Genomic DNA, 16,191 nt, shown 5'->3' with positions numbered 1-16,191 from the left:
GCACCCCAAATTATTCTGCCTTCATTCCGGCCGCCTTGATGATCGGCTCCCATTTTTCGTAGTCGGCACGGATCTTCGTCTCGAATTGTTCCGGCGAGCTACCGATCGGTAAGGCACCGAGCTTGCCAAGCCGTTCCTTGACGGCATCGGTATTCAACGCAGCGACGAAATCGTTCGAGAGCTTTGCCAGCACTTCTGGAGGCAGATTGGCGGGCCCGAGCAGCCCCCACCATACGCCTGTGTCGTAGCCCGGAACGGATTCCGACATGCTTGGCACCTTGGGCAGCAACGGTGCGCGATCGGCAGTCGTCACGGCCAACGCGCGAAGCGTGCCGGCCTGAAGCTGGCCGACCGATTCCGGGCCATTGTTGAACGACATTGGGATCTGCCCGCCGAGCAGATCGTTGATTGCGGGCGCGCCGCCCTTGTAGGGTATCGCATTGAGATCGACCTTGGCGAGACTCTTCAGCAGTTCGCCGGCAAGATGCGTCGACGTGCCGGTGCCGGCATGGGCGAATGAAAGAACTCCCGGCCTGGTCTTCGCAGCGGTGATTACGTCAGCCACCGTCTTGAACGGTGAATCGGCGCGCACCAGCAGGATATTGGGCGACGACGCCAGCAGCGAAATCGGTGTGAAGTCCTTGAAGGTGTCGTAGGGAATTTTGGGGTACAGCAACGGATTGGTGGCGTGGCCGCTCGCGACCATGATCAGCGTATAGCCGTCAGCCGGCGAGGCCACGACCGCCTGCGAGGCAATGACGCCGCCGGCGCCCGGACGGTTCTCGACCACAACCGACTGGCCCCATTGCTTGGACACCACCTCACCCAGCGTGCGCGTCAGGACATCGACGCCGCCGCCCGCAGGATAAGGCACGAGAATACGCACGGGCTTTGAAGGGAACGACTGCGCGGATGCCGCGCCCGCCGCAGCGAGCATCAATCCCGCTACCGCAGCCATCCGGAACCAAACTCCCACGGCAGCCTCCCGATGTTCTCGTTATCTCACATTGTCGCATGCCGGCGCGTTGAAGCCATCGCCAAGTCTGCAGATCACGGTAACGATGAAGGCATGTTGACAATCCCGTCCGCGGCGTCAAGTTTCGGCGCAGCAAAAGCTGCGCGACGGCACCACGTCGCGAACGAGAATTTTCGGAAGATCGAGGGAGAAGACAGTATGGCGGTTGCGGAGGAAAAAACCTCGCCCGAGATCTCGCAGGAGAAGAGCTGGCACGGCATCGTGCTGCAATCGCTCAAGCGCAACGATGTCAGCCTGGTGCCCTATGTGCCCGATCGCATCCTGACGACGCTGATCAAGAACCTGCATGCCGATCCGTTTTTCACGACCTTTCCGACCGCGCGCGAGGAAGAAGCGGTCGGCATCGTCTCCGGCGCCTGGATGGGCGGGCGGCGCGGCGCGGTGCTGATGCAGACGTCAGGCTTTGCGACGCTCGCCAACGTGCTGGCCTCGCTGGCGATACCCTACCAGATCCCGCTGATCATGTTCGTGACCGAACGCGGCACGCTCGGCGAGTTCAACTACGGCCAGTCGCTGGTGTGCCGCACCATGCGCCCGGTGCTGGATTCGCTTGCGATGGAGCATCACACCTGCACACGGCTCGACGAGTTCGAGTTCATCTGCGACCGCTCGATCAAGCAGGCCATCACCACGCAGGCGCCGGTGGCGCTGATCCTTTCGCCGCTTTTGACCGGCGGCAAGACCTTCGACAAGTGAGCGATGTCATGAACAGCACCCCTGCCCGCAATACCAAGGTCATGAACCGCTTCGATCTCACCTCGCGGCTGGTCGCCAAGCTGAAGAACGAGGAAGCCGTGGTCGGCGGCATCGGCAACACCAATTTCGACCTGTGGGCCGCCGGCCATCGGCCGCAGAACTTTTACATGCTCGGCAGCATGGGCCTAGCCTTTCCGATCGCGCTCGGCGTCGCACTGGCGCAACCGGAGCGCCGCATCTTCGCGCTCGAGGGCGACGGCTCGCTGTTGATGCAACTGGGCGCCCTGTCGACGATCGCAACGCTGGCGCCGAAGAATCTCACCATGGTGGTGATGGACAACGGCGTGTACCAGATCACCGGCGCGCAGCCGACGCCGGGCGCTGTTGTCGCCGACATCGTTGCGATCGCGATCGCCAGCGGCCTCGGCAACAGCGCCTGGGCCGCGGACGAGGAGGATTTCGAGCGCCTGATCGATCAATCCATGTCCACCGCGGGGCCGACGCTGATCGGCGTGCGGATCGACGACAAGCCGGGCGTCGGCACCACCCGGCGCGATCCTGTGCAGATCAGGGAGCGCTTCATGCACGGGCTGGGCGTACGAGAACCGCTATAGAAATCGGCATTAACCACACGGCATTGTGGCTGTTCGCAGGTGCAATATTCGCGCCCTGATCGTGCTAAGCCGAAGCCATGTCAGTCGCCCTCAAGTTGCTCGCCTGGTGTCTTGCCGCAGCCGTAGCCTTCGCAACCCTGGGCCCGCCGGGATACCGTCCGCACGCCAGTATTCTGGGACAGGACGGCGAGCATGCACTTGCTTTTGTCCTGATCGGCCTCGCGTTCGGCCTGGCCTACACGCGCAACCGATTGCTCACGGCGGCCATTGCCGTCGGCCTGACCGGCCTGATCGAGATCCTGCAATTCTGGGCGCCCGGGCGGCACGCGCGGCTGGAGGATTTTCTGGTCGACGCGCTTGCAGTCTGCGTTGGCCTCGCCGCTGCGGCGGCCCTCGATCTGGTGGTCAAGCGCACGCAGCGATCGAGCGCCGGCGCGTCCTGACGGCCGCCTAACGCAACAATCCCCGCGGGAGGAATGCCTCCCGCGAGGATCGATTGCAAGCGCTGTGCTTAGTCGATGATCTTGATGACCTTGCGCGTGCGCGGCTCCACGATCACCCGGCGATCATTGACGATCGCATAGCGATATTCGGTGTGGCTCGGCACGGTGCGCAATTCAACGGTCGACGGCAGCGGCTCGCCCACCACGACGCGCTCACGCACCACAACCGACGGCCCGCGCTCCGCCTGGATCGACGTGATCACGGCGTTCGGAATTTCCAGGCCGAGGCCCACGGCCGCACCCACGGTGCCGCCAACCACCTCGCCGACCGGACCGCCGACGGCGCCACCCGTGCGGGCGCCGTCCTGCGCGCCCTGAACGGTGGTGGATTGAGCAAACGCCGCGCCCGATGTCAGCAGCGACGCGGCAATGAGCGAAACAGCAAGACGATTATTCATTATGTCCTCCAGTGAATTGATGGTGCATTTCAACCATCGGAGGCATCAGATGTTCCGGTTCCACGCGCGCCAATAACGGGCACATGGAACAGGAAGTTCCGCATCAGGTTCCGCGTTCGATCAGGTCTTTCCGATCTCGTGGTTGGCCATCATCTCAAGCGCCTTCACCATGCCCGAATGATCCCATGCCTTGCCGCCATGTGCGGCGCAGGAACTGAACAGCTGCTGTGCGATCGCCGTGTTCGGCAAGGATATGCCGAGCGAGCGCGCGCCTTCGAGGGCGAGGTTGAGATCCTTCTGATGCAGTTCGATGCGGAAACCCGGATCGAAATTCCGCTTGATCATTCGCTCGCCATGCACCTCGAGAATCCGCGACGATGCAAAGCCGCCCATCAGCGCCTGCCGCACCAACGCGGGATCGGCACCGGCGCGCGAGGCGAACAGCAAGGCTTCGCCGACCGCCTCGATCGTCAGCGCGACGATGATCTGGTTGGCGACCTTGGTGGTCTGTCCATCGCCATTGCCGCCGACCAGCGTGACGTTCTTGCCCATCTTGTCGAACACCGGCTTCATGGTGTTGAACGCGCGCTCGGGTCCACCCACCATGATGGTCAGGCTCGCGGCCTTGGCGCCGACCTCACCGCCGGAAACCGGGGCATCGAGATAATCGGCGCCGAGCGCCTCGATCTTTTTGGCGAATTCTTTCGTGGCAAGCGGCGAGATCGAACTCATGTCGACCACGATCTGGCCCTTTGAAATCCCCTGCGCGACGCCGCCCTCGGAGAACAACACCGCTTCGACATGCGGCGTATCCGGCACCATAATGATGACGACATCGGATTTTTCCGCGACCTCCTTGCCCGATTTGCAGGCCACCCCGCCTTCGGCGACAAGCTCGGGCGGAATCGGCGCCACGTCGTGCAGGAACAGTCGATGGCCGGCGGCCTGGAGATGCTTTGCCATCGGGCGACCCATGGTGCCGAGGCCGATAAAGCCGATATCGATCATTTGGATTTTCCCTTGTTATTGACCAATCAGGTATCGAGCGTCAGGGCCGCGTGCCAGCCGAGGCCGTCGACAGTCGTCGTCCTCGGTTTATACTCGCATCCGACCCAGCCGCGATAGCCGATCGCGTCGAGATGCCGGAACAGGAACGGATAATTGATTTCACCGGTGCCCGGCTCGTTGCGGCCGGGATTGTCGGCGAGCTGGACATGGGCGATGCGCGGCAGATGCTTCTGCAGGCTGCGCGCGATGTCACCTTCCATGATCTGCATGTGGTAGATGTCGTATTGCACGAACAAATTGCTCGATCGCACATCTGATATGAGCTGGATCGCCTGTTCGGTGCCGTTGAGGAAAAAGCCCGGAATGTCTGTTGTGTTGATCGGCTCGACCAGAAGCCTGATACGCTCCTTGGCCAGCGCGTCGGCGGCAAAGCGCAGATTGCCGACCAGCACCTCGTTCAGCTCGCGCGCATCGGCGCCATCAGGCGCGATGCCGACCAGGCAATTGAGCTGACGGCAATCCAGCGCCCTGGCGTAATCGATGGCGCGCGCGACGCCGTCGCGGAATTCCTCGACCCGGTCAGGAAAGATCGCGATGCCGCGCTCGCCCGCCGCCCAATTGCCCGCGGGGAGGTTATGCAGCACCTGGGTCAACCCGTGCTGCTGCAATTGCTCGCTGAGCTCGGCCTTGTCGAAATCATAGGGAAACAGATATTCGACCCCGCTGAAGCCGGCGGCCTTGGCCGCCGCAAAGCGATCTGGGAATGGCAGTTCGCCGAACAGCATGGTGAGGTTGGCGGCAAATTTGGGCATCGTCGATATCCCCTTAAGCCGGCAACAATGCGCCAGATGTGTTCGACTTCGCCGGCGCATCGTCCAGCGGCAGATCGAGCACTTCCTCGAACTCGATGATGTTGTCGATCTCGGTGCCCATCGCAATGTTGGTGACGCGCTCGAGGATGAACTCGACCACCACTGGCACCTTGTGCTCCGCCATCCATTCGCGCGCGGTCGCGAACGCCGCCTGGGCGTCGTGCGGATCGGTGACGCGGATCGCCTTGCAGCCGAGGCCTTGCGCGACCGCGACGTGGTCGACGCCGTAGACGCCGAGCTCCGGCGCGTTGATGTTCTCGAACGAGAGCTGCACCTGATAGTCCATCTCGAAGCCGCGCTGCGCCTGGCGGATCAGGCCGAGATAGGAATTGTTCACGACAACGTGGATGTAGGGCAGCTTGAACTGCGCGCCGACCGCGAGCTCCTCGATCAGGAACTGGAAGTCATAGTCGCCCGACAGCGCCACGATCTCGCGGGTCGGATCGGCGGCGCGCACGCCAAGCGCCGCGGGCAGCGTCCAGCCGAGCGGACCGGCCTGCCCGGCGTTGATCCAGTTGCGCGGACCGTAGACGCCGAGGAATTGCGCGCCGGCGATCTGCGACAGCCCGATCACGCTGACGTAACAGGTGTCGCGGCCGAACGCTTTGCTCATCTCCTCATAGACGCGCTGCGGCTTGATCGGGATGTCGTCAAAGCGGCTCCTGCGCAGCATTGTGCGCTTGCGGTCCTGGCACGCGGCCGGCCAGGCCTGACGATCGCGGAGCTTGCCGTCCCTGCGCCACTCTTTTGCGACGGTGACGAACAGTTCCAACGCCGCCTGGGCGTCGGAGACGATGCCGAAATCCGGGTTGAAGACGCGGCCGATCTGCGTCGGCTCGATATCGACATGCACGAAGGTGCGGCCCTTGGTGTAGGTCTCGATCGAGCCGGTGTGGCGGTTGGCCCAGCGGTTGCCGATCCCGAGCACGAAGTCGGATTGCAGCATGGTCGCGTTGCCGTAGCGGTGGCTGGTCTGCAGCCCGACCATGCCCGCCATCAGCACGTGGTCATCGGGGATGGCGCCCCACCCCATCAGCGTCGGCACCACGGGAACGTTGACGGCTTCCGCAAACGCCACCAGCAACTCGGATGCGTCGGCATTGATGACGCCGCCGCCCGCCACGATCAGCGGCCGCTCCGCGGCGTTGAGCATCGCCAGCGCCTTCTCGATCTGCCTGCGCGTCGCTGATGGTTTGTAGACCGGCAGCGGCTCATAGGTCTCGTCGTCGAACTCAATCTCGGCAAGCTGCACGTCGAGTGGCAGGTCAATCAGGACGGGCCCGGGACGGCCCGAGCGCATGATGTGAAAGGCCTGGCTGAACACGCGCGGCACCAGCGCGGGCTCGCGCACCGTGACAGCCCATTTCGTCACAGGCTTTGCGATCGACTCGATGTCGACGGCCTGGAAGTCTTCCTTGTAGAGCCGCGCGCGCGGCGCCTGCCCGGTGATGCACAGGATCGGGATCGAATCCGCGATCGCCGAATAAAGCCCGGTGATCATGTCGGTGCCGGCCGGACCTGATGTGCCGATGCAGACGCCGATATTGCCGGCCTTGGCGCGGGTATAGCCCTCGGCCATGTGGGACGCGCCCTCGACATGGCGCGCCAGGATGTGACTGATCGAACCGCGCCGCTTCAGCGCGGAATAAAGCGGATTGATCGCCGCCCCCGGCACGCCGAAGGCGGTCACCACGCCCTCCTTTTCGAGGATACGTACCGCGGCATCGATCGCTCGCATCTTCGCCATTTCGAACCTCGCTTGGCCGTGTTGCTCTGGCGCGATCATCACGGCTGCCACCTTCGATCTCAACGACGTCGCTTTTGTTTCCCGCGATGTGGAATGGATGGGGAAAAGCACGGTGGATCAGGTGCTTGGATGGAATGCGGGGTGAAATGATGCGGCGGCCCTGGCTGTCGTCCTCCGCGAAAGCGGGGGACCCAGTACGCCGCGGTCTCTCGGTTTTGTCATCGGCGCCTCTGGAATACTGGGTCGCCCGGTCAAGCCGGGCGATGACACTGAATATGTGTTGGCGTTCTCGCGACGCATTGCGCCCGAGCTTTGCCAGAAACTTCCCGCCCTCTCCTGAGAGGGCGCAGGGAAGACCGGGTGCGCGCTGCACCCGCAGTCCCGTGTGCGGTTTGCACAAGAAATGCTTCACACGAGCATACAGGGCAGCGGAGAACACCCGGCCTTCCCTGCGCAATGGCTTTACGGCTTATGCCGTGATCTCCCCGGAGACGAGTTCTTGTTGACTCCGTCACCACCGGTTCAGCTTGCGCTTAGCCGATGGCTTGACGCCAGCAACGGGCGCCAGGACCACACGGTTTTGCCGTACGCTCATCCACGCCATCGTCTCAGCGTAAACAAGCGTCCACCGCAACCCGCCCAACGTCCGTGACGACGGCCGACGCCCTTCTGACCAGGACGGGATGGCCAAACACATACCCCTGATTTTCCTTCTGGTAAACAGAAATATCTTTCATCTTGGGGCTTGACACGCCTTCCGAAAATCGGAACTGATTTGCCCGTCGAGCAAATGGTGAGCATTTCTCGGCGCACAGGGCTTTGCCGTACGCTTCAACGTTGTTGAAATTGGCGGGCACAGCGACACAGCCACCTTCCACAAACCTCCGACCGCCGATACACTGCACCGGCGCTACCCAGAGTGGAAAGGACGTACGATGGCCGATGTCACCGTCAACGCCGGTACCCCGTCAAGCAGCGTCGAACCTAGCCTTCACAGGGTCATGGGCCCCTGGCTGCTCCTCCTGTTTATCGTCGGCGACATTCTCGGAACCGGGATTTATGCGCTGACGGGCCAGGTCGCCAAGCAGGTAGGCGGGGTGGTGTGGCTGCCCTTCGTGGTTGCATTCGTGGTCGCGCTGGTGACCGCGTTCAGCTATCTCGAACTGGTCACGAAATATCCGAAAGCGGCGGGCGCGGCCCTCTATACCCATAAGGCTTTCGGCATCCATTTCATCACGTTCATCGTTGCCTTTGCGGTGATGTGCTCGGGGATCACCTCGGCCTCAACGGCCTCCCGGGCGTTCGCCGCGAACATGTCGCACGCGATGGGGCTCGGACTGACCGGTTTTGGCATCACCGTCACGGGTCTTGCTTTCATGGCGGTAGTTGCCGCGGTCAATTTCCGCGGCGTCGGCGAAAGCGTGAAGGCCAATGTGGTGCTCACCTGCGTCGAGCTGACCGGCCTCTTGATCATTATCGTCATCGGCCTTTGGGCCATTGGGCTCGGCCAGGGCGACGTTTCGCGCGTGATGCAGTTTCGCACGACCCCCGATGGCGGCATGTTCTGGCCGGTGATCGCAGCGACCACGCTCGCGTTCTTTGCCATGGTGGGCTTTGAGGATTCGGTCAACATGGCCGAGGAATGCAAGGATCCAACCCGCCACTTTCCAAAGGTGCTGCTTGCGGGCCTTGCGATTACCGGTGTCATCTATGTGCTGGTTTCGATTTCCGCGATCACCCTGGTGGCTCCCGAGCAACTGGGCGAAGGCGAGACCCCGCTCCTGCAAGTGGTTCAAAAAGGCGCGCCCGGTTTCCCGCTCTGGATCTTCGGCTTCATCACCATGTTCGCGGTGGCGAACAGCGCGCTCATCAACATGCTGATGGCCAGCCGCCTTGTCTATGGCATGAGCCGCGAGCATGTGCTGCCGCCCACCCTCGGCAAGGTGCACGCGAAGCGGCGCACGCCCTATGTCGCGATCGGCTTCACGACGCTGCTGGCCTTCGGACTGATCACTTTTGTCGGCGAGGTCCCGGCGCTCGGCGGCACCACGGCGCTGCTTTTGCTGTGCGTGTTCACGGTGGTCAATGTTGCGGTGCTGGTGCTGCGGCGCGACCCCGTCGATCATCAGCATTTCCGCACGCCGACCATTCTGCCGATCCTGGGGGCGGTGTTCTGCGCCTTCTTGACCGGTCCCTGGACCGGCCGTGACCCCGTGCAGTACCGCGTCGCCGGCGTTCTGCTCGCGGTCGGCGTCGTTCTCTGGTTCGTCACGGTCATGGTCAACCGCGCGACCGGGGTAGCGCGCGCGGACCCGGATGCGGGAAATCTGGGTCGTGGCGGGCCGGTCAACTAAGCGGCGATCGGCTTCGACTATTTGCGGAATAACGACCACTGCCGAAGGCTGGAATGGCCTCGCCGACCACGACGAGCATTCAGGTTCCAACGCCTGGAAAGAAGGCATTCGCACACCTACATTGGGCGGTGACCAAATCGAAGTGAGGGCCGACCTCATGTCAGCGATGCCGGAAGTGAAATCCGCGGATGCAAGCATCGAGAAAATCGTCATCAGCACCATCGTGCTCGGCTTTGCGGCCGACCCGATGACGCGCTGGGTTTGGCCCGACGCGTCCGAATATCTCAGGGTGATGCCGCGATTCGTCAAAGCCTTTGGCGGTCGCGCATTCGACCATGGCACAGCCGACATCACGGAACACGCTCGCGCCGCCGCTTTATGGCTGCCGCCGGGCGTCGAGCCCGACGAAACGGCGATGGACGCGGCCATGGAAGGCGCGCTGCGCCCGGAGATCGCCGAGGACGTGGGCGCCGTGATGAAGGCCATGGCCGAGCATCATCCGCACGAACCGCATTGGTACCTGCCCGTTATCGCCGCCGATCCGAAATGGATCGGGCAAGGGCTCGGCGCGCTACTGATGAAACACGCGCTTCGACGCTGCGACGAGCAGGGCGCCGCCGCCTACCTCGAAAGCTCGAACCCGCGCAACATTTCCCTGTACGAACGCCACGGCTTCAAGATTATTGGCAGGATACAAAGCGGCTCGTCTCCCGCATTGACGCCAATGCTGCGGGCCCGACCGTGAGCCGACAGGCGGATTGGTTCAACGGATCCGCGCACACCCTGAAGAGTTCGTGACGTGGATCACACCCTCGGCTGAGCGCCCGTTCTACCCTCCCCGGCACGGTGGATGAGGCGTCCATCGCTTGAGAGGAGATCAACGGATGCAGAACGATCACGAGTTGAACATCGACGAGCTGTCCGCGGTGTACGGAGGCATGGCTACGTCCAGGGACGGCACGATGCCCTATCCAAAGCCTTCGCCGATGGATCAGCTCATCAAGTGGATTCTCGGCATGTTCAAATGACCAAGGTCCTCGGAGCGGACTGAGGCAACAGTCCGCTCCGTGGCCCTCGGCCCTCGCTTCAAGGCGTCATTCCATCGATCGCCGGGGCGGCTGCCGCTTGCGGCGGCCCTTTCCTGCTTTCCCCAACAACGCTTTTGCACATTCAGCGCGATAGTGCTCACCGCCCCTGTCCACGGTGGCGCGGCAGCGTGCTAGCCTTGCTCCGGCACCGCCAAAAACTGTCGGAGGAAACCCTTGATGGGCAAGCGGATCAGTCGCTGCATCGAACTGCTGGAGCAGGATCAGGCGATCTATTATGACGGCCCGCACAGCGGCCATGTGCTGACCCATGCGCAGGGCCGCATCGATGCCGCGACCTGGGCCGACTACATGAATGTCGGCATGGAGCACGGCGCTTTCGATATGGCCGGCCTTGCCGAGTACATGCGCGGCATGGTCGACGCCGGGCCGACGCGTTCAGGGCACCGCACGCCGACTGTCATCGTCGAGGCGCCGGTCAATGGCATCGACGCCGCGCATGTGCGTTACAACGCCTGGCAGTTCCGCCAGATCCTCGGCCGCGGCGTGCATGGCATCCTGCTGTGCCAGGCGGAAACCGCCGACGCGGTGCGGGCCTTCGTGGAATCCTGCCGCTATCCGCACAACGCTGATGGCGTCGATCCCGAAATCCCCTCGCCGCTGGCACGGATGGCGGGAGCGATACGCGCAAGAGACGGCGGCACCGACGCCGCCAGCCGCAGGCTGCTCGGCATCGGTACGCGGGGGCGCGGATCGGAAACCACCGCGGCACCTGTGTGGGGCCTGACAATCGAAGAGTATATGACGCGCTGCGATCCCTGGCCGCTCAATCCGAAAGGTGAGTTGCTGCTGGGCGTGAAGCTGGAAAGCCCCGAGGGCGTCGCCAATTGCGAGGAGATCCTTGGCGTGCCCGGACTGGGATTTGCCGAGATCGGCCCGGGCGACCTCAGTCTTTCGCTCGGCTATCGCGAAATTCCTCGCGAACCCTTTCCGCGGGAAATGCAGGCGGCGCGGAATCGCATTCTGGCGGCCTGCCGCAACAACGGCGTCGCATTCCTGCAAGGCTGCACGGCTGACAACATCACGACACGGATTGACGAGGGCGTGCGCGTGATCGCGGGGCATAGCGAGGCCGCCGCCATCAAGGGCCGGGCACACCAGGGGCGGAAGCTGCCGGTGTAGCCGGCGCGGATTTGGGGCGGCCGCTGGATCACGCCGGAGGACGGGCTTTCGGCAATGGCCCCATGCGGGCAAGCACCTCGTTCGGCACCCCGTAGAGCTTGATTACGTGGTCGATCTTGTTGAGACCGCAGGCCTCGCGCTGCACGACGAAGAGCCAGAGCGCATACCCCGCCTGTTCGACGAGACCATCGCGGATTTGTCGATCCGAGTTGGCGGTCCGCGGACATGCGCGGCACAATCGGTCTTTGGCGGCCTGACGGCGTCGGGCTCAAACACGTTCGCGATCTACATCTTGCTGTCGAGTCGGCTGCAGCCGCATTACCAGGTCTTGATGGGACTGGGCTGGGAAGAACTGAAACTGTCGAACCCGGTACGCCCGGGTGATCAGCTCGATCTCGAAATGACGGTACTGGAAATGCGGCAGTCGAAATCCAAGCCCGACTGGGGAATCGTTCGCAACCGAAACCTGTTGCGCAATCAGAAGCGCGAGACGGTGCTGGAATGCATCTCGAATATTTTCGTTGCAAAGCGGCCGGGCGCACCGGCCGCGAGTTGACCCTGAGGACTAGAGCCTTTTCCGTTCCGATAGAATCGGAACGGGGCTCTAGATTCTTGTTTTGACGCGTTTTCTTCACGCGAACCGGTTTCCACTTCGCTGGAAAACGCTCTAATCCTCGTTCGCCTTGAACCGACCCAGCCCCTGCATCACGAACGGCGCTACCAGCGCGATCAGCGCGATGCCGAGCAGCGTCGCTGACATCGGGCTTTGCAGCAGCGCCATGGGATCGCCGAGGCTGATCGACATCGCGCGGCGCAACTGGCTTTCGGCGATCGGCCCCAGGATGAGACCGACCACGACAGGCGCGATCGGAAAATCGAACCGGCGCATCAGGAAGCCCATCACTCCGAAACCCGCCAGCATCGACAGTTCGACCACCGACGGTTTTGCTGCGATGGTGCCGGTGGTCGCAAACACCAGAATGCCGGCGTAAAGCCACGGCTGCGGTATCGCGAGCAGTTTCACCCACAGGCCGACCAGCGGCAGGTTGAGCACCAGCAGCATGACGTTGGCGATGAACAGGCTGGCGATCAGGCCCCACACCAGATCGGGCCGCTCGGCGAACAGCAGCGGTCCCGGGTTGAGGCCGTATTGCTGGAACCCGGCCAGCATCATCGCGGCGGTAGCCGAGGTCGGAAGCCCCAGCGTCAAGAGCGGCACGAGGGTGCCGGCGGCGGATGCGTTGTTGGCGGCTTCCGGCCCGGCGACGCCTTCGATCGCGCCCTTGCCGAATTCCTCGGGGTGTTTCGACAGCCTCTTTTCAGTTGAGTAAGACAGAAAGGTTGGAATCTCCGCGCCGCCGGCGGGCAGCGCGCCGATCGGAAAACCGAACATGGTGCCGCGCAGCCACGGTTTCCACGACCGTTGCCAGTCCTCTTTGGTCATCCATAGCGAGCCGCGCACCGGCTCGAGCTTTTCTTCGGAGTGATGACGGCGCGAGACGACGTAGAGCGCCTCCCCCACCGCGAACAGGCCGACCGCCAGCGTCGTCACTTCGACGCCGTCGAGCAGTTCGGGGATGCCGAAGGTGAGCCGGGGCTGCCCGGTGAGCTTGTCGATGCCGACGAGCCCGAGCGTCAGCCCGATGAACAGGCTGGTCAGTCCGCGGATCGGCGAACTTCCGAAGGTTGCCGACACTGTGACGAAAGCCACGCACATCAACGCGAAATAATCTTCCGGCCCGAAGTGCACCGCGAAATCGACCAGCCAAGGCGCCAGGAAGGCGAGACCAATGGTGGCGATGGTGCCGGCGACAAACGAGCCGATTGCGGCGGTCGCCAGTGCAGGCCCTCCGCGGCCGGCCTTGGCCATCTTGTTCCCCTCCAGCGCGGTCGCCATCGATGCGCTCTCGCCGGGCGTGTTGATGAGGATGGCGGTAGTGGATCCGCCATACATGCCGCCGTAATAGATGCCGGCGAACATGATCAGCGAACCGCCGGGATCGAGCTTGTAGGTCACCGGCAGCAGCAAAGCGACGGTGAGCGCAGGCCCTATGCCGGGCAACACGCCAACCGCGGTGCCGAGCAGCACGCCGATCAACGCATAGAGCATGTTCATGGGCTGGATAGCGACAGCCATGCCGTTGGCGAGCGCGACGAAGGCGTCCATCAAAACAGCCTTTCCAGTGGGCCAGCGGGAAGGCTCAACGTCAGCAGCCGACTGAAGGCGACATAGATCAGGGTGGTCATTACGAAGCCGATGGCGAGATCGGCGAGAATGGCGCGCCGCCCGAAGGCCGTCGCCGTGGCGACGAACAATGCCGTGGTCGCCGGGATAAAGCCGCCGCCAAGACCGATGATGGCGATCAGCAGCGCCAACCCCCCGAGAATCAGCCACACCGCTTTGGCATCGGCACTCTCGCGTGCCGGCAGATTGCCGCGCAGCGCCTCGACCAGATTGCCGATCGCGAGAATGCCGAGCCCCACGGCGACGACAACAGGCATCACGTGGGGCCCCATGCCGTAGGGATTGTTGGATTGCAGCTGGCTCGCGTCCCACACCAGCACCGCGGCCAGGCCTGCGAGCACGAGCGCAATGATAACGCCCGCGGAATCGATGCGCCGCTCCGCCGCCCCCTGCGGAAGGTCGCTCATGATTTGACCAGGCCGACCGACTTCAGCACGTCGGTAACGCGCACCGTTTCCTTCTTCAGGAAATCCGCGAACGCGTCGCCGGAAAGATAAGCGTCGTCCCAGCCCTTCTGCTTGAGAACCTCTTTCCAGGCGTCGGACTTGACCATCTTCTCCACCGCATCGCTCAGCGTCTTCTTCTGTTCCGCCGTGATGCCGGGAGGCGCCATCACCGCGCGCCAGTTGGCCAGCACGAGGTCGATGCCCTGCTCCTTGAAGGTCGGAATATCGCTGCCAGGGATCCGCTTTTCCGAGGTCACGCCGATCGCGCGCAGTTTGCCGGACTTGATCTGACCGTCGTATTCGCTCATTCCCGAAATGCCCGCGGTGACCTTCCCGCCAAGGATGGCCGCCAGCGACTCGCCGCCTCCGGAAAACGGGATGTAGTTGACCTTCTTGGCGTCGGCGCCGACAGCGCCCGCGAACAGTGCCGCCATCACATGGTCGACGCCGCCGGCCGAGCCGCCGGCAAAGGTGACCTTGGCGATATCGGCCTTGAGCGCGGCGGCCAGATCCTGCGCCGTCTTGATCGGCGAATTCGCCGGCACGACGATGACCTGGATCTCCTCGGTGAGGCGTGCAATCGGCGTCACCTGTTCGAGCGTGACCGGCGATTTGTTCATGGCGAGCGCGCCGACCATGACGAAGCCATTCACCATCATCTGGTTACCGTCGCCCTTGGCGCCGTTGACGAACTGCGCGATGCCGACGCTGCCGCCCGCGCCGGCAACATTGGTGACCTGGACGCTGCGCGCGATACCGGCCGCGACAAACGCCTGCTGCATCGCACGCGCAGTCTGATCCCATCCGCCGCCGGGCGCTGCGGGCGCCATCAGCTTGAGTTCGAGCTGCTGCGACAGCGCCGGGCTGCCTGCCGCGAGCGTCAGCGCGACCGCCGCGCCGATGAGGCGCGTATAAAACGGGATCATGGGAGTTCCTCCAGGCTGATGCAGATGGCTACGCATTTGCCGCATCGTGTCATTTCGTCGCATATCAGCCGGAAAAGTCGCCGCTGTCCAGACGGACTGTTCGCCGTCGTGATGTTCCGCTGCAAAAACGTGGGGGCGGTATTGCTCGCCGACCCGCCCTGGACGTCCGTCCGCGTTTTCGCCGAAACTTCCGCCGCTCAGTCCGATTTCCCAGCCGGCATCACGCCGCCGAGCGCCACCGTGAGTTCAGCCGCCACCTCGCGCACGGTCTGGCCCAGCGATGGCAGGCGATCGTCGGTGAGACGGCTGGTCATGCCGGAAACCGAGATCGCGGCCAGCGGCTCGCTGCAGTCGTTGTAGACCACGGCGGCGATGCAGCGCAGGCCCATGCAGGCTTCCTCGTCGTCGATGGCAAAACCCTGGCGGCGGACTTTTTCGAGCTCCTTGAACAGATCGCTCGGCCGCACGATCGACTTTTCGGTCAGGCGCGGCATGCCGTGATGGCGGATGATCGCGTTGACGTCCTCGTCGGACCAGGTCGCGAGCACGGCCTTGCCGACGCCGGACGCCACCATCGCGACGCGGCCGCCGACTTGTGTGAGTGACCGCATGATCTCGCGGCTCTCCATCCGCGTCAGCACGACGATGAACTCGTCATCGACGACGGCCAGATTGGCGGTCTCGCGCGTCAGGTCGCGCAATTTACGCAAGTAAGGCACCGCCTGCGCGGAAAAATTGCGGCGCCGGGCAAAGGTCGCGCCGACCGTAAAACTGCGCGCGCCGACATGCCACTTCGATTCGGTGCGGTCGAACTGCACGAAGCGCCGGCTTTCCAGCGTCGACAGCAGGCGGTGCACGGTGGAAGTCGACAACCCGGTGCGGATCGCAAGATCGCTCAGGCGATAGCCCTCGTCGTCTTCGGCGAGCGTTTCGATGATCGAGAGCGCGCGATCGACGGACTGCACGCCGCCGTCCCTCGACTCGGCCTCACTGTCCGGGCCCGATTTCGGCTCGAGTGGTTTGCGCCGGATCACGTTTCGCTTCATCGCGACCTGCATCCATCCGTAGGTTGGATCAACACCGCGTATCCGTGGCCTCGTGGTTCGAGACGCGCGGCT

Annotated in this window: 18 protein-coding genes; 8 read left to right on the top strand and 10 right to left on the bottom strand. The window is 63.5% G+C overall.

Annotated elements, in window-relative coordinates; all coding sequences use genetic code 11:
• Positions 1-10 precede the first annotated feature (10 nt).
• Positions 11-976 carry a Bug family tripartite tricarboxylate transporter substrate binding protein gene (locus tag ABIE49_RS34880; RefSeq protein ID WP_354067128.1) on the bottom strand — a complete coding sequence of 322 codons (966 nt, stop codon included), beginning with the start codon at positions 974-976 and terminating at the stop codon, positions 11-13.
• A gap of 198 nt (positions 977-1,174) precedes the next feature.
• On the opposite strand from ABIE49_RS34880, the gene ABIE49_RS34875 reads away from it, so the two are divergent.
• From ABIE49_RS34875 to ABIE49_RS34865, 3 genes are all read left to right on the top strand, one after another.
• The gene (locus ABIE49_RS34875; protein ID WP_192734368.1) at positions 1,175-1,732 is read left to right on the top strand and encodes a thiamine pyrophosphate-binding protein; all 558 of its coding nucleotides are present in this window, start codon (positions 1,175-1,177) and stop codon (positions 1,730-1,732) included.
• Between the two features lie 8 nt (positions 1,733-1,740).
• A complete protein-coding gene (locus tag ABIE49_RS34870) occupies positions 1,741-2,346 on the top strand; it encodes a thiamine pyrophosphate-dependent enzyme (RefSeq protein ID WP_192734367.1) in 606 nt (201 codons plus the stop codon).
• Between the two features lie 77 nt (positions 2,347-2,423).
• The gene (locus tag ABIE49_RS34865; RefSeq protein ID WP_192734366.1) at positions 2,424-2,789 is read left to right on the top strand and encodes a VanZ family protein; all 366 of its coding nucleotides are present in this window, start codon (positions 2,424-2,426) and stop codon (positions 2,787-2,789) included.
• Positions 2,790-2,857: 68 nt separating this feature from the next.
• On the opposite strand, the gene ABIE49_RS34860 is transcribed toward ABIE49_RS34865, so the two are convergent.
• The 4 genes from ABIE49_RS34860 to gcl form a co-directional block, all read right to left on the bottom strand.
• Positions 2,858-3,247 (bottom strand): DUF1236 domain-containing protein, encoded by a 390-nt coding sequence (locus ABIE49_RS34860; protein WP_192734365.1) that lies wholly within the window; start codon positions 3,245-3,247, stop codon positions 2,858-2,860.
• A gap of 120 nt (positions 3,248-3,367) precedes the next feature.
• Positions 3,368-4,255: a 2-hydroxy-3-oxopropionate reductase gene (locus tag ABIE49_RS34855; protein ID WP_192734364.1), complete on the bottom strand. Its 888-nt coding sequence runs from the start codon at positions 4,253-4,255 to the stop codon at positions 3,368-3,370.
• Positions 4,256-4,281: 26 nt separating this feature from the next.
• Complete coding sequence (hyi, locus tag ABIE49_RS34850) at positions 4,282-5,067, bottom strand: hydroxypyruvate isomerase (protein WP_192734363.1); 786 nt, start codon at positions 5,065-5,067, stop codon at positions 4,282-4,284.
• Positions 5,068-5,080: 13 nt separating this feature from the next.
• Complete coding sequence (gcl, locus tag ABIE49_RS34845; protein WP_192734362.1) at positions 5,081-6,874, bottom strand: glyoxylate carboligase; 1,794 nt, start codon at positions 6,872-6,874, stop codon at positions 5,081-5,083.
• 935 nt (positions 6,875-7,809) lie between these two features.
• Between gcl and ABIE49_RS34840 the strand changes: the two genes are divergently transcribed.
• From ABIE49_RS34840 to ABIE49_RS34825, 4 genes are all read left to right on the top strand, one after another.
• Positions 7,810-9,228: an APC family permease gene (locus tag ABIE49_RS34840; protein WP_354067127.1), complete on the top strand. Its 1,419-nt coding sequence runs from the start codon at positions 7,810-7,812 to the stop codon at positions 9,226-9,228.
• Positions 9,191-9,973, top strand: coding sequence for a GNAT family N-acetyltransferase (locus ABIE49_RS34835; protein ID WP_502915952.1), 783 nt, complete (start codon positions 9,191-9,193; stop codon positions 9,971-9,973). The genes ABIE49_RS34840 and ABIE49_RS34835 overlap by 38 nt, the downstream gene beginning before the upstream one ends.
• A gap of 139 nt (positions 9,974-10,112) precedes the next feature.
• On the top strand, positions 10,113-10,256 hold the full coding sequence (locus ABIE49_RS34830) for a bacteriocin (RefSeq protein WP_192734361.1): 144 nt from the start codon (positions 10,113-10,115) through the stop codon (positions 10,254-10,256).
• Between the two features lie 237 nt (positions 10,257-10,493).
• A complete protein-coding gene (locus tag ABIE49_RS34825) occupies positions 10,494-11,456 on the top strand; it encodes an aldolase/citrate lyase family protein (protein ID WP_192734360.1) in 963 nt (320 codons plus the stop codon).
• Between the two features lie 28 nt (positions 11,457-11,484).
• Here the strand turns inward: ABIE49_RS34825 and ABIE49_RS34820 are convergent, their stop codons facing one another.
• Positions 11,485-11,694, bottom strand: a complete 210-nt coding sequence (locus tag ABIE49_RS34820) for a DUF6665 family protein (RefSeq protein WP_354067126.1) — start codon at positions 11,692-11,694, stop codon at positions 11,485-11,487.
• Here ABIE49_RS34820 and ABIE49_RS34815 point away from each other — a divergent pair.
• A complete protein-coding gene (locus ABIE49_RS34815) occupies positions 11,596-12,012 on the top strand; it encodes a hotdog family protein (RefSeq protein ID WP_210337154.1) in 417 nt (138 codons plus the stop codon). The two genes, ABIE49_RS34820 and ABIE49_RS34815, sit on opposite strands and share 99 nt — an antisense overlap.
• A gap of 111 nt (positions 12,013-12,123) precedes the next feature.
• On the opposite strand, the gene ABIE49_RS34810 is transcribed toward ABIE49_RS34815, so the two are convergent.
• The 4 genes from ABIE49_RS34810 to ABIE49_RS34795 all read right to left on the bottom strand — a co-directional run bounded on the left by ABIE49_RS34810 (position 12,124) and on the right by ABIE49_RS34795 (position 16,119).
• On the bottom strand, positions 12,124-13,623 hold the full coding sequence (locus ABIE49_RS34810; RefSeq protein ID WP_192734358.1) for a tripartite tricarboxylate transporter permease: 1,500 nt from the start codon (positions 13,621-13,623) through the stop codon (positions 12,124-12,126).
• The gene (locus tag ABIE49_RS34805) at positions 13,623-14,108 is read right to left on the bottom strand and encodes a tripartite tricarboxylate transporter TctB family protein (protein WP_192734357.1); all 486 of its coding nucleotides are present in this window, start codon (positions 14,106-14,108) and stop codon (positions 13,623-13,625) included. Before ABIE49_RS34805 ends, ABIE49_RS34810 begins: the two co-directional genes overlap by 1 nt.
• Positions 14,105-15,073 (bottom strand): Bug family tripartite tricarboxylate transporter substrate binding protein, encoded by a 969-nt coding sequence (locus tag ABIE49_RS34800; protein ID WP_192734356.1) that lies wholly within the window; start codon positions 15,071-15,073, stop codon positions 14,105-14,107. Before ABIE49_RS34800 ends, ABIE49_RS34805 begins: the two co-directional genes overlap by 4 nt.
• Before the next feature lie 197 nt (positions 15,074-15,270).
• A complete protein-coding gene (locus ABIE49_RS34795) occupies positions 15,271-16,119 on the bottom strand; it encodes an IclR family transcriptional regulator (protein WP_192734355.1) in 849 nt (282 codons plus the stop codon).
• Positions 16,120-16,191: the final 72 nt, after the last annotated feature.

The organism is Bradyrhizobium sp. OAE829 (assembly GCF_040546575.1).
Classification (GTDB): Bacteria; Pseudomonadota; Alphaproteobacteria; order Rhizobiales; family Xanthobacteraceae; genus Bradyrhizobium.
The sequence above is the reverse complement of the archived record's forward strand: the minus strand, read 5'-3'. Positions and strand labels throughout refer to the sequence as shown.